This window comes from Streptomyces sp. NPDC005925 (genome assembly GCF_040638805.1).
Lineage (GTDB): Bacteria > Actinomycetota > Actinomycetes > Streptomycetales > Streptomycetaceae > Streptomyces.
In genome coordinates this window covers 367,473-384,056 of the sequence record NZ_JBEXVL010000003.1, presented here as the reverse complement: position 1 = coordinate 384,056, position 16,584 = coordinate 367,473, and the positions used below count along the sequence as shown (strand labels likewise).

At 72.2% G+C, this 16,584-nt stretch carries 13 protein-coding genes and 2 rRNA genes; 9 read left to right on the top strand and 6 right to left on the bottom strand.

The genetic code is table 11. The features are described 5' to 3' along the window. Window positions 1-73, top strand: a 23S ribosomal RNA gene (locus ABZ354_RS06930); the annotation flags it as partial. 87 nt (window positions 74-160) lie between these two features. Continuing rightward, a 5S ribosomal RNA gene (rrf, locus tag ABZ354_RS06925) occupies window positions 161-277 on the top strand. 99 nt (window positions 278-376) lie between these two features. Here rrf and ABZ354_RS06920 read toward each other — a convergent pair. From ABZ354_RS06920 to ABZ354_RS06900, 5 genes are read right to left on the bottom strand one after another with little or no spacing between them, the layout of a single operon-like run. Next, window positions 377-1,687: a DUF58 domain-containing protein gene (locus ABZ354_RS06920; RefSeq protein WP_358653723.1), complete on the bottom strand. Its 1,311-nt coding sequence runs from the start codon at window positions 1,685-1,687 to the stop codon at window positions 377-379. Continuing rightward, window positions 1,687-2,676 (bottom strand): MoxR family ATPase, encoded by a 990-nt coding sequence (locus ABZ354_RS06915; RefSeq protein ID WP_358653768.1) that lies wholly within the window; start codon window positions 2,674-2,676, stop codon window positions 1,687-1,689. The genes ABZ354_RS06920 and ABZ354_RS06915 overlap by 1 nt, the downstream gene beginning before the upstream one ends. Beyond that, on the bottom strand, window positions 2,676-3,875 hold the full coding sequence (locus ABZ354_RS06910; protein WP_358653721.1) for a DUF4350 domain-containing protein: 1,200 nt from the start codon (window positions 3,873-3,875) through the stop codon (window positions 2,676-2,678). Before ABZ354_RS06910 ends, ABZ354_RS06915 begins: the two co-directional genes overlap by 1 nt. After that, window positions 3,872-4,582, bottom strand: coding sequence for a DUF4129 domain-containing protein (locus ABZ354_RS06905; protein WP_358653766.1), 711 nt, complete (start codon window positions 4,580-4,582; stop codon window positions 3,872-3,874). The genes ABZ354_RS06910 and ABZ354_RS06905 overlap by 4 nt, the downstream gene beginning before the upstream one ends. Before the next feature lie 37 nt (window positions 4,583-4,619). After that, window positions 4,620-6,011, bottom strand: coding sequence for a hypothetical protein (locus ABZ354_RS06900; protein WP_358653719.1), 1,392 nt, complete (start codon window positions 6,009-6,011; stop codon window positions 4,620-4,622). 140 nt (window positions 6,012-6,151) lie between these two features. Here ABZ354_RS06900 and mtnA point away from each other — a divergent pair, with 140 nt between their 5' ends. The 7 genes from mtnA to ABZ354_RS06865 all read left to right on the top strand — a co-directional run bounded on the left by mtnA (window position 6,152) and on the right by ABZ354_RS06865 (window position 15,348). Further along, on the top strand, window positions 6,152-7,297 hold the full coding sequence (mtnA, locus tag ABZ354_RS06895; RefSeq protein WP_358653717.1) for an S-methyl-5-thioribose-1-phosphate isomerase: 1,146 nt from the start codon (window positions 6,152-6,154) through the stop codon (window positions 7,295-7,297). 4 nt (window positions 7,298-7,301) lie between these two features. Continuing rightward, a complete protein-coding gene (gene mtrA / locus ABZ354_RS06890) occupies window positions 7,302-7,991 on the top strand; it encodes a two-component system response regulator MtrA (protein ID WP_003990656.1) in 690 nt (229 codons plus the stop codon). A 1-nt stretch (window position 7,992) separates the two neighbouring features. Further along, window positions 7,993-10,254 carry an MtrAB system histidine kinase MtrB gene (gene mtrB / locus ABZ354_RS06885; RefSeq protein ID WP_358653715.1) on the top strand — a complete coding sequence of 754 codons (2,262 nt, stop codon included), beginning with the start codon at window positions 7,993-7,995 and terminating at the stop codon, window positions 10,252-10,254. Continuing rightward, complete coding sequence (locus ABZ354_RS06880) at window positions 10,244-12,076, top strand: LpqB family beta-propeller domain-containing protein (protein WP_358653713.1); 1,833 nt, start codon at window positions 10,244-10,246, stop codon at window positions 12,074-12,076. Before mtrB ends, ABZ354_RS06880 begins: the two co-directional genes overlap by 11 nt. A 344-nt stretch (window positions 12,077-12,420) precedes the next feature. Next, window positions 12,421-13,374 carry a ComF family protein gene (locus tag ABZ354_RS06875; RefSeq protein ID WP_358653711.1) on the top strand — a complete coding sequence of 318 codons (954 nt, stop codon included), beginning with the start codon at window positions 12,421-12,423 and terminating at the stop codon, window positions 13,372-13,374. Between the two features lie 312 nt (window positions 13,375-13,686). Further along, the gene (gene raiA, locus ABZ354_RS06870) at window positions 13,687-14,376 is read left to right on the top strand and encodes a ribosome-associated translation inhibitor RaiA (protein WP_358653709.1); all 690 of its coding nucleotides are present in this window, start codon (window positions 13,687-13,689) and stop codon (window positions 14,374-14,376) included. Between the two features lie 225 nt (window positions 14,377-14,601). Next, window positions 14,602-15,348: a response regulator transcription factor gene (locus tag ABZ354_RS06865; RefSeq protein WP_358653707.1), complete on the top strand. Its 747-nt coding sequence runs from the start codon at window positions 14,602-14,604 to the stop codon at window positions 15,346-15,348. 3 nt (window positions 15,349-15,351) lie between these two features. Here ABZ354_RS06865 and ABZ354_RS06860 read toward each other — a convergent pair whose 3' ends face one another. Continuing rightward, entirely contained in the window at window positions 15,352-16,545 is a 1,194-nt protein-coding gene (locus ABZ354_RS06860; RefSeq protein WP_358653705.1) for a crosslink repair DNA glycosylase YcaQ family protein, read from the bottom strand. Window positions 16,546-16,584 lie beyond the last annotated feature (39 nt).

The window sequence follows — 16,584 nt, the reverse complement described above, 5'->3', positions numbered from 1 at the left end:
GTTGATAGGCCGGATATGGAAGCACGGTAACGTGTGGAGTTGACCGGTACTAATAGGCCGAGGGCTTGTCCTCAGTTGCTCGCGTCCACTGTGTTGGTTCTGAAACCACGAACAACCCCGCACGGGTCACGTGTGGTGCGGTTGATGTGTTTCACCGTGTTTCGGTGGTCATAGCGTAGGGGAAACGCCCGGTTACATTCCGAACCCGGAAGCTAAGCCTTACAGCGCCGATGGTACTGCAGGGGGGACCCTGTGGGAGAGTAGGACACCGCCGAACAAATATTGAGAAAGCCCTCGACCGGGGATACCGGTCGGGGGCTTTCTGCGTTTCAGGTGGCGCAGCTCGTGTCCTCGGGCGGCCTTTCCCTGCTTTGTTCTACAGGCGTCCCGCGGCTTTCAGGGTCAGATAGGCGTCTGCCAAGGACGGTGCCAGTTCGTCCGGTGTCGCGTCGACGACAGTTACGCCGTGGCGGCGGAGTTTTTCTGCTGTGCGGTGACGTTCCGACTGGGCCTGGGCGGCGGCTGCGGCCTCGTAGACGGTCTCTGTGCTGCCGCGGCCCTTTGCCATGTCGGCGATGTGCGGGTCCGCCACGGATGCCAGCAGGACCGTGTGACGTTGGGTGAGTTGTGGGAGGACCGGGAGGAGGCCCTCCTCGATCGGGGCTGCGTCGAGAGTCGTGAGCAGAACGATCAGGGAGCGGCGGGGTGAGGACTTGAGTGCGGTGGTGGTGAGGCCGCGGGCGTTGGTTTCGACGATCTCCGGTTCGAGTGTCGACAGGGCGTTGACCAGCGCGGGAAGGACATCGCCTGCTGTGCGGCGCTGGACGAGGGCGCGTACGCGGCGGTCATAGGCAAGGAGGTCGACGCGGTCGCCGGCGCGGGAGGCCAGGGCTGCCAGGAGTAGCGCCGCGTCCATGGAGGCGTCGAGGCGGGGGGCATCGCCGACGCGGCCCGCGGAGGTGCGGCCGGTGTCGAGGACGAGAAGGATGCGGCGGTCGCGTTCGGGGCGCCAGATGCGTACCGCGACGTTGGTATGACGAGCTGTGGCGCGCCAGTCGATGGAGCGGGTGTCGTCGCCGGGTACGTACTCGCGCAGGCTGTCGAACTCCGTGCCCTCGCCGCGGGTGAGGACGCTGGTGCGGCCGTCCAGTTCGCGCAGGCGGGCCAGCTTGGAGGGCAAATGCTTGCGGCTGGCGAAAGGGGGCAGGACGCGTACGGTCCAGGGCACCCGATGGCTGCCCTGGCGGGCGATGAGACCGAGCGGGCCGTACGAGCGGATCGTGACGCGTTCCGACTGGCGGTCGCCGCGGCGGGTGGGGCGTAGGCGGGTCGTGACGCGACGGCGTTCGCCCGCCGGGATCTTCAGGGTGTGGCGGGAGGCAGCCATCTCCGTGCCGGACTGCCAGCTGCTCGGCGGCCAGGCGTCCCGGAGGTGTGCGCGCAGCGGTCGGCGGGACGGATTGGTGACCGTAAGAGTGACGTCGGCGGTGTCGCCGAGGCGTACGGAGGTGTCTCCCGCACGGGTCAGGCCCAGCCGGCGTACGGGGGCTGCCAGGGCGAAGTCGCAGGCGCAGGCGAGGGCCAGGGGGGCATTGACCGCGAGGATGCCCGTCCAGCCGGGGTCCCAGATGCCGACGGGGAGGGAGCCGAGGGCCGCGAGGAGCGCGGTGCGTCCGGTGAGTGTCATCAGCGGGGGACGGGGACGTGGGTGAGGATCGCGTTGATGACGGAGTCGGGGGTGACGCCTTCCATTTCGGCTTCCGGGCGCAGTTGGACGCGGTGCCGGAGGGTGGGGAGGGCGAGGGCCTTGACGTCGTCGGGGGTGACGTAGTCGCGGCCGGTCAGCCAGGCCCAGGCGCGGGCGGTCGACAGGAGCGCGGTGGCTCCTCGTGGGGAGACGCCGAGTGTGAGGGACGGCGACTCGCGGGTGGCGCGGCAAAGGTCGACGACGTAGGCGGTGATGTCGGGGGAGACCGTTGTCGTGGTGACCGAGGTGCGGGCTGCCTCCAGGTCGGCGGCGTTCGCGACGGGGCGTACGCCGGCGGCGCGCAGGTCGCGCGGGTCGAAGCCCTTCGCGTGGCGGGTGAGGACGTCGATCTCGTCCTGGCGGGAGGGGAGCGGGACGGTCAGTTTGAGGAGGAAACGGTCCAGCTGCGCCTCGGGGAGGGGGTAGGTGCCCTCGTACTCGACCGGGTTCTGGGTCGCGACGACCAGGAACGGCTCGGGGAGGGGGCGAGGCGTGCCGTCGACGGTGACCTGGCGCTCCTCCATCGCTTCCAGGAGGGACGACTGCGTTTTCGGGGGAGTGCGGTTGATCTCGTCGGCGAGAAGGAGGTTGGTGAAGACCGGGCCGGGCTGGAAGGAGAACTCGGCGGTGCGGCTGTCGTAGATCAGGGAGCCCGTGATGTCGCTGGGCATCAGGTCCGGAGTGAACTGGACGCGCTTGGTGTCGAGTTCGAGGGAGGCCGCGAGGGCACGGACGAGGAGGGTCTTGGCGACGCCGGGGACGCCTTCCATGAGGACGTGGCCGCGGCAGAGCAGGGCGACGACGAGGCCGGTCACGGCAGGGTCCTGGCCGACCACGGCTTTGGCGATCTCGGCGCGCAGGGCCTCCAGGGAGGCGCGGGCGGCGCCCGGGTCCCCGGTGAGCGCGGCGTTGTCAGTGGTCGGGTCCATCATGGACGGCGTACCTCTCTTTCGAGGGCGTCAAGTCGGTCGGCGAGGGCGATGAGTGCCGCGTCGTCGCTGGGCGGCGGGCCGAAGAGGAGAGCGTGCAGGGCTTGTCCGTCGCCGTGCAGGTGGGCGGAGAGCGCGGGGAGCAGGGTTTCGAGCGCGTGTGCCTGGGTGACGGGGACGCCTGTGAGGGGGGCGAGGCGGGTGCGGGTGGTGGAGCGAAGAGCGGCGGCCGCGCGGTCGCGGGCGTTCGCCGCTCGGTAGAGGCGGGCGCGGCCTTCGACGGTTTCGGAGGCGCGGATCACCACGGGGAGTTTCTCGGGCACGAGAGGGCCGAGTCGGCGTGCCCGCCACAGGGCGGCCAGGGCTGCGGCGACGAAGAGCTGCAGCGTGCCCCAGAGCCATCCGGAGGGGAGCAGGTCGAAGAGGCTGCGCTGCTCGTCGGGGGTGGCTGCCGAGGCGTCGGAGAGGGAGGGGAGGTACCAGACCAGGTGGGGGCGGGAGCCGAGGAGTTGCAGGGCGAGCGAGGCGTTGCCCTCGTCGTCGAGGCGGTCGTTGAGCAGGATGTCGGGCGCGCCGAGGACGAGGGTGTCGCCGCCTTCGGAGGTGTCCGGGACGCGCAGCAGGGTGGGGAGGTCGTCGCTGGGGTAACACTCGTCGGCGTTGCGGTGGGTGGTGCTGTAGCGGACGCCGCCGGTGTCCGCGCTGCCTGCGCGACGGGCCGCGGGCAGTGCGCAGTCCGGGGCGAGGGTGGAGTCGGCGCCGGCGGCAGCGGCGTCGGCGGTGACGCCGGGGGCGAGCCGTGCGACGGAGGCGGCGCCGGGGGCGACGAGGACGGCGCGGCCGCCGGTGCCGGCGAAGGACGCGCGCAGGAGTGTCTGCTGGCGCCTGGTCAGCAGGTCGGGCACGGCGACCAGCAGGGTGGTGTCGGGGCCGACGGCGTCGGCGGCCTGGTCCAGGGTGGTGACGACGCGCGTGGACACGCCCCGGTCGGCGAGGAGTTCGGCGACGGCCCGGCTGCCCTCGGGGTCGGCCGAGCGCGGGTCGAGTCGCCCGTGGTGGGTGTCGGAGCGGATCACGGCGAGCGCGACGGCCGCGGCGAGCAGCAGCACCGCGGCGAGTGCGATGTCCCGTGCGCGGGTCCACACCTGACGGGCGGTGGGGGAGGCCGAGGTGGAGGAAAGCGCGGCCCCGGTCGTCATCCGGTGGCCCCCTGGCGGGCGGTGTGGTCCGTGCTGTGGGTGCTGGTCGTCGCCCGTGCCGGTTTGGTGCGGTCGAGGTCGCGGTCGAGTTCCGCGAGGTGCTGGTACGCCTGCTCGGTGCCGGCGCGTCCGCCGTACGTCACGTCGTCGAAGTCCCGGGCGGCGGTGCGCAGCCGGTCGGCGTGCGCGGGCAGGGCGCGTCCGGCGTCGGAGGCGGCCTCGTCGGCGGTGCGGCCGGGGCGGACGTCGAGGAGGGCGCGTTCCTCCAGGGCGCGGACGACGGCCCGCATGCGTTCCCGCGTGGCCTGGTTCCAGTGGCCCTGGGCGGCGTGCGCCTCGGCTGCGGCGCGGTGTTCGGCGGCGCTGCGGGGGCGCTCGTCGAACAGAGCGGGCGCGGAGGCGGGCCGTCGGCGGGGGGTGCCGAGCCGCCACCACAGGGCGCCGAGGACGGCGAGGACGGCCACGGCGATGACGAGCAGGCCGAGGGTTCCGCCCGGGGTGACCGTCGAGGCGGTGCCGAAGAGGCGGTCGACCCAGTCCCAGAAGGCGTTGAGGGCGCGCTCGAACAGGCCGGGGTCGTTCTCGTGGTACGCGCGCTTGGACAGCTCGCGGCGTGCCGCTTCCCGCGCGGGGTCGCGCGGGAGGGTGACGGGTGGCTCGTCGCCGGAGTGCGGCAGTGCCGGGGCACCGGCGTGTGCGTGTGACAGCGCTGCTGTGAGGACTCCCCCCGCCGAACTCACCGCATCAGCTCCCGGGGGTGGCGTCGGAGCCGTAGCCCCGCAGGCCTGCGGCGCGGCCCAGTTCGAGGTCGAGGGCTTCGCGGCGGATGCGCTGGTCGATGTAGAGCAGTACGGTCACGCCGGCGTTGATCGGGAAAGTGATCATGGATCCGATCACCGCGCCGATGCCGCTGACGATGAGGAACGTCCAGCCGAGGTCGCCGCCGGTGGTGAGGAAGTCGGAGGCGCTGTCTCCGCTGAGGGCGGCGGCCAGGAAGGTGAAGGGAAGCACCACGAGGGACGCGATGACGTTCGCGATGAGCGTGGCGAGCAGCTGGATGCCGAAGACCCGCCACCAGACGCCCCGGACCAGCTTGGCGGAGCGGCCCAGCGCCTTCCTGATGCCCTGCTTCTCCAGCATCAGGGCCGGGGAGGCCAGGGAGAAGCGGATCATCAGCCACAGCGCGACGACTCCGGCGCCGAGGGCTCCGAGGACGGTGAGCGCGGCGCCCGCCTCGTCGTTGTCCGCGAGGATCAGGAGCAAGCCGGGCAGCGTACCGGCCGCGACGACGCCGAGGGTGATGAGGAGCAGCAGGAAGATCAGGCCGAACAGCCTCGGTACCTGCGGCCTGGCATCGCGCCACGCCTCACCGATGGTGACCTGCCTGCCGAGCACCGCGCGGCTGGTGACGGTCGTGAGGAGTGCGGTGGCCAGGACGGTGCCGATGAGGGAGATCAGGAAGACGACGCCGGTGTCGAGCATGACGTCGCCCATGGCGCGGCCGAGTTCGCCGAGGGTGGCGTCGGGGTCGGCGAGGGCGTCGGTGCCGGCATCGTTCAGGACGAGGGCCTGGAGCAGGACGACGGCGATCTCGGTGAGGACGGCGACGGTCAGCGAGATGCCGAGGACGGTGCGCCAGTAGGTGCGCATGGCGGAGACGGCGCCGTCGAGGATCTCGCCGACGCCCAGCGGGCGCAGCGGGATCACCCCGGGCTTGGCCGCGGGCGGGGGGCCGCCCCAGCCGGTGCCCCAGGAGCCGTGGCCGCCGGGACCTCCGTGGCTGCCGTATCCGCCGTACCCGCTGCCCTGGTGGCCACCGGGGGCGCCGTATCCGCCCTGGTGGGGGCCAGCGGGCGGGGGGCCCCAGCCCGGGCCGGGGGGTGGGGGCGGCGGGGTCTGGCCGGGTGCCCCGGGGCCGGTGGGACGGGCGGAGGCGGTGGGAGCGGACCACTGGGCCGGTGGCGGCTGTTCCTTCGACCACTTCGTGCCGGGGCCCTGCGGGTCCTGGCCGGGCGGGTCCGCGGGTTGCGCGGGACCGCCGGACAGGTCGTCGGCCCCGGTGGGGCCGGACGCGCCGGGCTCCTGCCCCTCGGACGAGGTGGATCCGGGCGAGGCCCAGCCCGGAGTGTCGTTCATCGTCGCTCCTTCACGGTGCCCGTCCGCGGTCGCGGCGGCAGGTTGGCAGCCATCGTGCCATGGGGTGGTCGTCGCACGACCGGCAGCGGCATGAGCTGCATACCTTCGATTGTCCGCGCCGCAGGGGGCAGACTGGCGGCATGGCTGATCAGTACGCGCAATCAGGCGGCAAGGACACACGGCCGACGGACAAACCCGCCATCCGCTGGGAGGAACCACCCGAGGGGCCCGTACTGGTCCTCCTCGACCAGACCAGGCTGCCGGCAGAGGAGGTCGAGCTCGTCTGCACGGATGCGTCGGGCCTGGTCGACGCGATCCAGTCGCTGGCCGTGCGCGGGGCGCCGCTGCTCGGTATCGCGGGCGCGTACGGCGTCGCGCTCGCCGCCACCCGGGGCTACGACGTGGGCGAGGCGGCGAACGTCCTGGCGGGTGCCCGTCCGACGGCGGTGAACCTGGCCGTCGGCGTGCGCAGGGCCCGGGCCGCCCACGAGGCCGTGCTGGAGCGGGGCGGGAGCACCGGGCAGGCGGCGGAGGCGGCACTGGCCGCGGCGCGGCAGCTGCACGCGCAGGACGCCGAGGCCAGTGCCCGGATGGCGCGGCACGGCCTTGCGCTGCTGGACGAGCTGCTGCCGGCCGGCGGGCACCGGATCCTGACCCACTGCAACACGGGTTCGCTGGTGTCGGGCGGGGAGGGGACGGCGTTCGCGGTGGCGCTGGCGGCGCACCGGGCGGGCCGGCTGAGGCGGCTGTGGGTGGACGAAACACGGCCGTTGCTGCAAGGTGCTCGCCTGACGGCGTACGAGGCTGCCCGCAACGGGATGGCGTACACGCTCCTCACGGACAACGCGGCGGGCTCCCTGTTCGCCGCCGGAGAGGTGGACGCGGTGCTCATCGGGGCGGACCGCATCGCGGCCGACGGATCGGTGGCGAACAAGGTGGGCAGCTATCCGCTCGCGGTGCTCGCGCGCTACCACCACGTGCCGTTCATCGTGGTGGCGCCGGTGACGACGGTGGACCCGGACACGCCCGACGGCGCGTCCATCGAGGTCGAACAGCGTCCCGGCTATGAGGTGACCGAAATCACAGCACCGCAGGTGCCGGTGGCGGGAGCGGGGGGCGGGATTCCCGTCGCACCCCTGGGAACGCAGGCGTACAACCCGGCGTTCGACGTGACGCCCCCGGAACTGGTGACGGCGATTGTCACCGAAGAGGGCGCCGTGTCCCCCGTGACGGCCGAGTCGCTGGCCCAGCTGTGTGTCAGGTCACGCCAGGTAACGATTAGCTAATGGGATGATGTCGTTTATGAAGGGACGAGTCCTTGTCGTCGATGACGACACCGCACTTGCCGAGATGCTGGGCATTGTGCTGCGTGGTGAAGGTTTTGAGCCGTCTTTCGTAGCCGACGGCGACAAGGCGCTGGCCGCTTTCCGTGAGAGCAAGCCCGATCTGGTGCTCCTGGACCTGATGCTGCCCGGCCGGGACGGTATCGAGGTGTGCCGCCTGATCAGGGCGGAGTCCGGGGTGCCGATCGTGATGCTCACGGCGAAGAGCGACACCGTCGATGTCGTGGTGGGCCTGGAGTCCGGCGCCGACGACTACATCGTGAAGCCGTTCAAGCCGAAGGAACTGGTCGCCCGTATCCGGGCACGGCTGCGGAGGTCGGAGGAGCCGGCCCCCGAGCAGCTCGCCATCGGTGACCTCGTCATCGACGTGGCCGGTCACTCCGTGAAGCGGGACGGGCAGTCGATCGCGCTGACGCCGCTGGAGTTCGACCTGCTGGTCGCGCTGGCGCGCAAGCCGTGGCAGGTGTTCACCCGGGAAGTCCTGCTGGAGCAGGTCTGGGGCTACCGTCACGCGGCGGACACCCGTCTGGTGAACGTCCATGTGCAGCGGCTGCGGTCCAAGGTCGAGAAGGACCCGGAGAAGCCCGAAATCGTGGTGACCGTGCGCGGTGTGGGTTACAAGGCGGGACCGAGCTGACATGACCGAGGACAGTGCCGCTTCGGCGCCGGGCCGTTCCGGAGCCCGCGCGGGGCGGCCTGTCGGCCGTAGGGGGCCGGTTCCCCGCTGGGACCGCTTCCTGGACGGCGGGCTGCTGCAGGGCGGGGTGCAGGGCAGTCCGGTCATCCGTCTGTTGCTGCGCTGGATACGGCGGCCCCTGCTGCCGGTCATGCGGCTGTGGCGGCGCAACATTCAGCTCAAGGTCGTCGCCACCACGCTGCTGATGTCGCTGGGCGTCGTCCTGCTGCTGGGTTTCGTCGTGATCGGGCAGGTCCGCAACGGCCTGCTGGACGCCAGAGTCAAGGCGTCGCAGAGCCAGGCCACCGGCGGTTTCGCGGTGGCCGGGCAGAAGGCCGACGAGGACGCGAGCGGCCCCGACGAGGCGACCGCCCAGGACGACCGTTCCGCGCAGAACGTCATCCAGTGGATGAGCGACCTGGTCTATTCGCTGTCGAGTGGCGGGCAGGGCGCCTTCGACGTGGTGACCCTGCCGCCGTCCGGCGCGGGCAGTGACACGGGCGGGCGCGGACCGCGTGCCTCCGGTGGCGTGAACCCGACGGCGAGCGTGCCCGAAGACCTGCGCGCGCGGATCGACCGCAGCACCGCCGCCGCGCAGAGCTACACCCGCATCGTCTACAACACCGGCAAGGAGTCCCAGCCGGCCCTGGTCATCGGCAAGCAGGTCAGCGACCCGAACAATGCCCCGTACCAGCTGTACTACCTCTTCCCGCTCACCCAGGAGGAGAAGTCGCTCAGCCTGGTCAAGGGGACGCTCGCGACGGCCGGGCTGTTCGTCGTCGTCCTTCTCGGGGCGATCGCCTGGCTCGTGGTGCGGCAGGTCGTCACGCCCGTACGGATGGCGGCGAGCATCGCCGAACGGCTGTCCGCGGGGCGGCTCCAGGAACGCATGAAGGTCACCGGTGAGGACGACATCGCGCGGCTCGGCGAGGCGTTCAACAAGATGGCGCAGAACCTCCACCTGAAGATCAACCAGCTGGAGGACCTGTCGCGGATGCAGCGCCGGTTCGTCTCGGACGTGTCGCACGAACTGCGTACGCCGCTGACGACCGTGCGGATGGCCGCCGACGTCATCCACGAGACACGCGAGGACTTCGACCCGGTCACCGCGCGGTCGGCGGAACTGCTCGCCGACCAGCTGGACCGTTTCGAGTCGCTGCTCGCGGACCTGCTGGAGATCAGCCGCTTCGACGCGGGTGCCGCGGCGCTGGAGGCCGAGCCGATAGACCTCCGCGCCGTGGTCCGCCGGGTGGTCGGCGGTGCCGAGCCGCTCGCCGAGCGCAAGGGCTCGCGGGTCCGGATCGTCGGCGATCAGCAGCCCGTCGTCGCCGAGGCGGACGCGCGGCGCGTGGAGCGCGTCCTGCGCAACCTCGTCGTCAACGCCGTCGAGCACGGCGAGGGCCGGGACATCGTCGTGAAGCTGGCCGCCGCGGGCGGTGCGGTGGCCGTCGCGGTGCGCGACTACGGCGTCGGGCTCAGGCCCGGCGAGGCCACGCGCGTGTTCAGCCGTTTCTGGCGTGCCGACCCGGCACGCGCGCGGACCACGGGCGGTACGGGACTGGGGCTGTCCATCGCGCTGGAGGACGCGCGACTGCACGGCGGCTGGCTGCAGGCCTGGGGCGAGCCGGGCGGCGGCTCGCAGTTCCGGCTGACACTGCCGAGGACCGCCGACGAGCCGCTGCGGGGCTCACCGATACCGCTGGAGCCCATGGACTCGCGGCGCAACCGCGGCCTCGACGACGCCGGGCGGCCACGCACCGGCGGGGGCGACGACAAGACCGCCACGGTTCCGGCGCGGCAGCCGGCGCACCAGGGGACCGCGGGTTCCGCGTGCGACCCGATCGGGCAGCGCCTGTCCGCGGCCCCCACGGCCGACCCCACCGCGCTGCCGGGCAACGGCGCGCGCGTGGTGCCGCGGGCGGCGGCTGCGGGCGGTGCCTCGGGCACGTTGGACGACCCCGGCGCGTTGGACGTACCGGGTACGTCGGACGCCCCGGACGCGCATCCACGAGGCGGGACTGTGGAAGGGATCTCCGGGACCGGGACGCCCGAAGCAGGGCCCGGGGAGCCCGCCCTCGACGACGCCGACCGCGTACACCACGACGACGACACGCCCGCCACCGGCACGGCACGCCACGGGGTCGTCACCCGGCCGGACGGCGGGCCGCGGGACGTGCACGGGCCAGACCTGCACAGGCAAGGGGAGGCAACGCGTGGGCGCTGACCGCGTGGGGAGCGGCCGCGGGCGCGTGGGACGCACGGGGGCGTACGCCGTCTGCGGTGCCGTGCTGCTGGCGGGGTGTGCCTCCATGCCCGACAGCGGCGATCTGCGCGGCGTGGAGTCCACGGCACGACAGGACACACAGGTGCGGGTGTTCGCCATGCCGCCGCACGAGAACGCCTCGCCGTCCGAGATCGTGCAGGGCTTCCTCGAGGCGCTGACCAGCGACGACACCAACTACGAGACGGCCCGCAAGTACCTCACCACCGCGGCCGGGCACACCTGGAGGCCGGAGCTGTCCACGACGGTGCTGGAGGACGCCCCGGAGACCAACGCCGAGCCGGTGGGCAGCCGTGAGGAGGGCGAGGAGTTCGTCTTCTCGATGTCCGGCAGCAAGGTCGCCACGGTGGACGCGCAGCAGTCGTACGTGCCCGTCACCGGCGCGTACAGCAGACCGGTGCACCTGACGAAGAACCACGAGGACGGGCAGTGGCGGATCGACGCGCTGCCGCAGGGCGTCGTGATGGGCAAGTCGGACTTCCAGCGCAACTACATGTCGGTCAACAAGTACTTCTTCGCCTCGGACGCCGAGGCGGGCCAGAGCCCGCAGCCCGCGGCCGTCGCCGATCCCGTGTACGTGCGGCGGCGCGTGGAACCGATGACGCAGATGGTGCGCTCGGTGCTCAAGGGGCCGACGAAGTGGCTCGGCCCTGTCGTCAGGTCGAGCTTTCCGACAGGTACGGCTCTGCAGGCCGAGGGCGACGCGCTGGCGCCCGACGACCAGAACAAACTGACCGTGCCGCTCAACGCCAGGGCGGCCCGGGTCGGTCAGGGCCGGTGCGAGGAGATGGCGGCCCAGGTGCTGTTCACGCTGCAGAACCTCACGCCCGCGGTGGACGAGGTGGAACTGCGGTCGGGCGGGAAACAACTGTGCTCGCTCACCGAGGGCAGCCATGCCGACGCGGTCGCCGCGCTGACCTCGGCCCAGGAGCCCGATTACCTGTACTTCGTCGACGGCGACCACCGCCTGGTGCGGCTGTCCGCCGGAAGCGGCGACACCAAGGCCGAACCGGCGCCGGGAGCGCTCGGCGAGGGCGAGAAAGCGCTGCGAACGGTCGCCGTCTCCCGGGACGAGCACACCGCGGCCGGGGTCCGCCTGGACGGAAAGGCCCTGTACGTCGGGGCGCTGGTGTCGGGCGGTTCGCTCGGCGATCCCGTGCTGCGCAGCGAGGGCAAGACCGAGGAGAACCGGCTGACGGCGCCGAGTTGGGACGTCCGGGGCGATCTGTGGGTGGCCGACCGCGATCCCGCGAACCCCCGGCTGCTGCTGCTCGAGAAGGGCGCCGGGGAACCGGTCGAGGTGGAGACGTCCGGTCTCGACGGGCGGGTCCGGGCCGTTCGCGTCGCCGCCGACGGGGTGCGGATCGCGCTCGTCGTGGAGAAGGACAGCAGGCGATCCCTGCTCATCGGGCGGATCGAACGGGGCGGGAAGACGGACGGGCGGCCCACGGTCACCGTCCGCGAACTGCGCTCCGCGACGCCCGAGCTGGAGGAGGTCACCGCCATGTCGTGGGCGGGCGACAGCCGGCTCGTGGTGGTCGGGCGTGAGGAGGGCGGCGTGCAGCAGATGCGGTACGTCCAGAGCGACGGTTCCGCCCCCGAGGAGCAGGCACCCACGGCGCTGCCCGGCGTGGAGGAGATCGCCGCGTGCCAGGACGACCAGACGCCGCTGGTGGCGAACTCGGAGGACGGGATCGTACGGCTGCCGGCAGGGGCGCAGTGGCGGAAGGTGACGGAGGGAACGGCGCCGGTCTATCCGGGGTGACGTGGGGTGAGAGGGCTCCGCGGGGGCGGCTCCGTGGAGGGTCTCCGTGTCTCGTGCGCCCCGCGAGGTCCGGTATCCCAGCGCCGCCAGCCGCCAGCCGCCAGCCGCCAGCCGCCAGTCGCCGGCCGCCAGCCGCCGGCCGCGAGCCGCCGGCCGCCAGCCGCCGGCCGCCAGCCGCCTTGCCGCCAGCCGTCCCGCCGCCGTGTCGCTCGCAAGCCGTCGTCGGCCGCCCGGAGCCGCCCGGAGCTGCTCGGAGTGGGTGCGTGGGCGGTCGGCACGAGTTGTCCACAGGCAGTTGTCCACAGGGGTGGTCCGGGCAGGCGCGTCTTGGCACAGTGGTGGACATGAGGGGGTGGTGGCAGGACCTCGCCGACCTGGTGCTGCCGGCCGAGTGCGGAGGCTGCGGAATGCCTCGCACGGTGCTCTGCCCGGGGTGCCGTGCCGCCCTGAGCGGGGCCGCACCGAGCCGGGTGCGACCGGTGCCGGAGCCGCCCGGGCTGCCGGTGGTGCACGCGGCGGCCCGGTACGCGGACGAGGCGCGGGCCGTGCTGCTGGCCCACAAGGAGCGCGGCGCCCTGGCACTCGTGGGCCCGCTGGGTACGGCTCTGACGGGAGCGGTGCGGGCGGGGCTGGAGCAGGGCCGGGCGGCGGAGCCGGGCGTCCCGGTGCTGCTCGTCCCGGTGCCGTCCGCCGACGGGGCCGTGCGGGCGCGTGGGCACGACCCGGTGCGGCGGATCGCGCTCGCGTCGGCGGCCGAGCTGCGGCGGACCGGGACACCCGCGCGGGTGGTCGCCGTGCTGCGCCAGCGGCGCGCCGTGGCCGATCAGTCGGCGCTCGGCTCCCGGCAGAGGATGGCGAACATGGCGGGGGCGCTGGGCGTCGCCGACGGCGGCGCCAGGCTGCTCGCCGGCGGTCGGGTCGTGCTCGTGGACGACCTGATGACCACGGGCGCGTCCCTCGCGGAGGCGGCGCGGGCTGTGCGGGAGGCGTCGGCAGTGCGGGCGGCGGGCAGGCCGGAGGCCGCCGCCCACCGGGACGCGCGCGTGTACGCGTCGTACCGGGACACGCGCGGGTGCGGTCCGTATGGGGAAACAGTCGGAGTTGGTGAGGGTGCCGAATCGGCGGTGTACACACGGGCGAGAGGGGAAGGCAGTGAGGAACGGAAGTCGGAAGCGCAGGAGAGGACGGACGGGCTCTCTACGGGGCCGAGAACAGCCGCGACGAACCGCGCCGGGAACTGGATCCGCGCGGCCGTGGTCGCGGCGTCACCAGATTCTTTCGAATTAAACCGGAACTGACCGAGAACATGCATCGTTGCAGGTAGTGAGAGGGTCAATTAGCCGGAACGGAGGTAAGCGGCGGTAGGAGGGTGACGACATCCGCCCGGGCGAGATATGTTCGGTTGTGAGGGAAAGCCGCAGGCCACACCTCTTTATCCGAGCGCCGCGCCGCGGGATTTTCCAGATTTCCCCGTGTCGGCGGAGTGGAGATCTCGCTCCTGGGGGAGGAGGTGGAAGTCACCGAGTCCGAGGTTTCGGTTTCCGCCGGAGCCTGGTGCGAAAGGGAGACGCTCCGCACCGCAGCGGAGTGATCCGGGAACGGAGTTCTGCGTGGACATCGTCGTCAAGGGCCGCAAGACCGAGGTGCCCGAGCGGTTCCGCAAGCACGTGGCCGAGAAGCTGAAGCTGGAGAAGATCCAGAAGCTCGACGGCAAGGTGATCAGCCTCGACGTCGAGGTGTCCAAGGAGCCCAACCCCCGACAGGCCGACCGTTGTGACCGAGTGGAGATCACGCTCCGCTCCCGCGGGCCGGTGATCAGGGCGGAGGCGGCGGCGAGCGACCCGTACGCGGCGCTCGACCTCGCGGCGGAGAAGCTGGACGCCCGGCTGCGCAAGCAGCACGACAAGCGGTACTCCCGGCGGGGCGCGCGCCGTCTCACCGCCGCCGAAGTCGCCGACCACGTCCCCGGCGCGGCCACCCTCAACGGTACGGGCGCGAGCCGGCCGGAGGAGCCCGGGGCCGTACCCACCAAGAGGATCGGCTCGCTGGAAGTGCAGGGTGACGGCCCGCTGGTCGTCCGCGAGAAGACGCATGCCGCGGCCCCGATGACCCTCGATCAGGCCCTCTACGAGATGGAACTGGTCGGGCACGACTTCTACCTGTTCGTCGACTCCGACACCAAGGAGCCGGCCGTCGTCTACCGGCGGCACGCCTATGACTACGGGGTGATCCACCTCAGGACGGACACCATGATCACGCAGGCGCCCTCACCCGATGCGGGCGGTTCGCTCGGCGGCTGACCCCGCGAGCGGCAACAACGCCGGTGCCCCTGGAGCGCGCGAGCGCCCCCAGGGGCACCGGCGTGCGAGGGTGTGCACCCGCTGCGCGCCCGTCGCGCGCCGCGTGCTGTCGCCCCGGTGTCGTCCCGGCATGGAATCATGGCGGTAACGGCCCAACCAGTGGGTGATTGCCTTGGGTTGGCGATGGCTCAGGATCACAGGCCGCAGCCTTCAGGGGGAGGAACGATGGCGGACACCTTCGGACCGATGCGTACCGGGGACGCCGACGACCGCGTCGCCGGCCCGCGCCCGGACGGGGGCGCCTCGCGCGGAGAACCGATCAGAGTCCTGGTCGTGGACGATCACGCCCTGTTCCGCCGCGGTCTGGAGATCGTGCTCGCCGCCGAGGAGGACATCCAGGTCGTCGGTGAGGCGGGGGACGGCGCCGAGGCGGTCGAGAAAGCCGCCGATCTGCTGCCCGACATCGTGCTGATGGACGTGCGGATGCCGAAGCGCGGCGGTATCGAGGCGTGCACCTCCATCAAGGAAGTCGCCCCCAGCGCCAAGATCATCATGCTGACGATAAGCGACGAGGAAGCCGACCTCTACGACGCGATCAAGGCGGGCGCGACGGGTTATCTCCTCAAGGAGATCTCCACGGACGAGGTGGCCACCGCCATTCGCGCGGTGGCCGACGGGCAGTCGCAGATCAGCCCGTCGATGGCGTCGAAACTGCTCACCGAGTTCAAATCGATGATCCAGCGCACGGACGAACGCCGGCTCGTGCCCGCGCCCCGGCTCACCGACCGTGAACTGGAAGTCCTGAAACTCGTCGCCACCGGGATGAACAACAGGGACATCGCCAAAGAGCTGTTCATCTCGGAGAACACCGTGAAGAACCACGTGCGCAACATCCTGGAGAAGCTGCAGCTGCATTCCCGGATGGAGGCCGTGGTGTACGCGATGCGGGAGAAGATCCTCGAGATCCGGTGAGGCTCAGGCGAGCAGCCGGGCGAGCTCCACCGTGAGTGGCCCGCGCAGGTCAGGCGAGTCGACCCGCTCCACGCGGACGTCCGTGCAGCCCACCCAGCTCGCCGCCTCGACCAAGGCCTGCGCCACGCCGGGGACCGCCTTCGGGCCCTCCAGCGCCACCTGCCGGGCCACCAGCGTGCGCCCCTCACGTGCCGGATCCACCCGGCCGACGAGCCGCCCGCCGGACAGGACCGGCATCGCGAAGTAGCCGTACACCCGCTTCGGCCGGGGGACGTAGGCCTCCAGGCGGTGGGTGAAGCCGAAGATCCGCTCCGTGCGTGCCCGCTCCCAGATCAGGGAGTCGAACGGCGACAGCAGCGTCGTGCGGTGCCGGCCGCGCGGCGCCGTCTCCAGAGCCGCAGGATCGGCCCAGGCGGGCCTGCCCCAGCCCGCCACCGTGACCGGCACCAGGCCCGAGTCCGCGATCACCGCGTCGACCTGCTCCGCCTTGAGCCGGTGGTAGTCGGCGATGTCCGCGCGCGTGCCGACGCCCAGCGCCCGGCCGGCCAGGCGCACCAGCCGGCGTACGCACTCGGTGTCGTCCAGCTCGTCGTGCAGCAGGGCGGCCGGGACGGCGCGCTCGGCGAGGTCGTAGACCCGCTTCCAGCCGCGGCGCTCGACGCACACCACCTCGCCGTACATCAGGGCCCGCTCCACGGCGACCTTCGTGCCCGACCAGTCCCACCAGTCGTTGGTCTTCTTGGCACCGCCCAGCTCCGTGGCCGTCTGCGGGCCGTCGGCGCGGAGCTGTTCGAGGACCTGGTCGTAGGCGCCGTCCGGCAGTTCGTGGTTCCAGTGCGGGCGGTTGCGGTAGGCGCGGCGGCGGAAGGCGAAGTGCGGCCATTCCTCGACGGGCAGGATGCACGCCGCGTGCGACCAGTACTCGAACGCGTGCGGCCCGGTCCCCGACGCGCCCGTCTGCCAGTACGCGCGCTCGACGCTCTCGCGGCCCACCGGGCCCAGGCGCGCGTACGGGACGAGTTCGTGGGAGCGGGCGAGGACCGAGATGGTGTCGAGCTGCACCGCGCCGAGATGCCTGAGCACTCCGCGCACCCCCGCGCGGCGGTCGGGTGCGCCGAGGAACCCCTGCGCCCGCAGGGCGATGCGGCGGGCGTCGTCTGCCGAGAGTTCCGTGCCGGGGCGCGCGAGGGTCGTCATGCCTGCGCACGATACGAGGTGGCACTGACAGTCCGCCTC

What these genes read in the sequence shown, in the direction of transcription:
- mtrB (WP_358653715.1), top strand. Translation starts at nt 7,993, where the DNA reads ATGACCGAGGACAGTGCCGCTTCGGCGCCGGGCCGTTCCGGAGCCCGC.
- mtrA (WP_003990656.1), top strand. Translation starts at nt 7,302, where the DNA reads ATGATGTCGTTTATGAAGGGACGAGTCCTTGTCGTCGATGACGACACC.
- mtnA (WP_358653717.1), top strand. Translation starts at nt 6,152, where the DNA reads ATGGCTGATCAGTACGCGCAATCAGGCGGCAAGGACACACGGCCGACG.
- ABZ354_RS06920 (WP_358653723.1), bottom strand. Translation starts at nt 1,687, where the DNA reads ATGACACTCACCGGACGCACCGCGCTCCTCGCGGCCCTCGGCTCCCTC.
- ABZ354_RS06910 (WP_358653721.1), bottom strand. Translation starts at nt 3,875, where the DNA reads ATGACGACCGGGGCCGCGCTTTCCTCCACCTCGGCCTCCCCCACCGCC.
- ABZ354_RS06915 (WP_358653768.1), bottom strand. Translation starts at nt 2,676, where the DNA reads ATGGACCCGACCACTGACAACGCCGCGCTCACCGGGGACCCGGGCGCC.
- ABZ354_RS06875 (WP_358653711.1), top strand. Translation starts at nt 12,421, where the DNA reads ATGAGGGGGTGGTGGCAGGACCTCGCCGACCTGGTGCTGCCGGCCGAG.
- ABZ354_RS06860 (WP_358653705.1), bottom strand. Translation starts at nt 16,545, where the DNA reads ATGACGACCCTCGCGCGCCCCGGCACGGAACTCTCGGCAGACGACGCC.
- ABZ354_RS06900 (WP_358653719.1), bottom strand. Translation starts at nt 6,011, where the DNA reads ATGAACGACACTCCGGGCTGGGCCTCGCCCGGATCCACCTCGTCCGAG.
- ABZ354_RS06865 (WP_358653707.1), top strand. Translation starts at nt 14,602, where the DNA reads ATGGCGGACACCTTCGGACCGATGCGTACCGGGGACGCCGACGACCGC.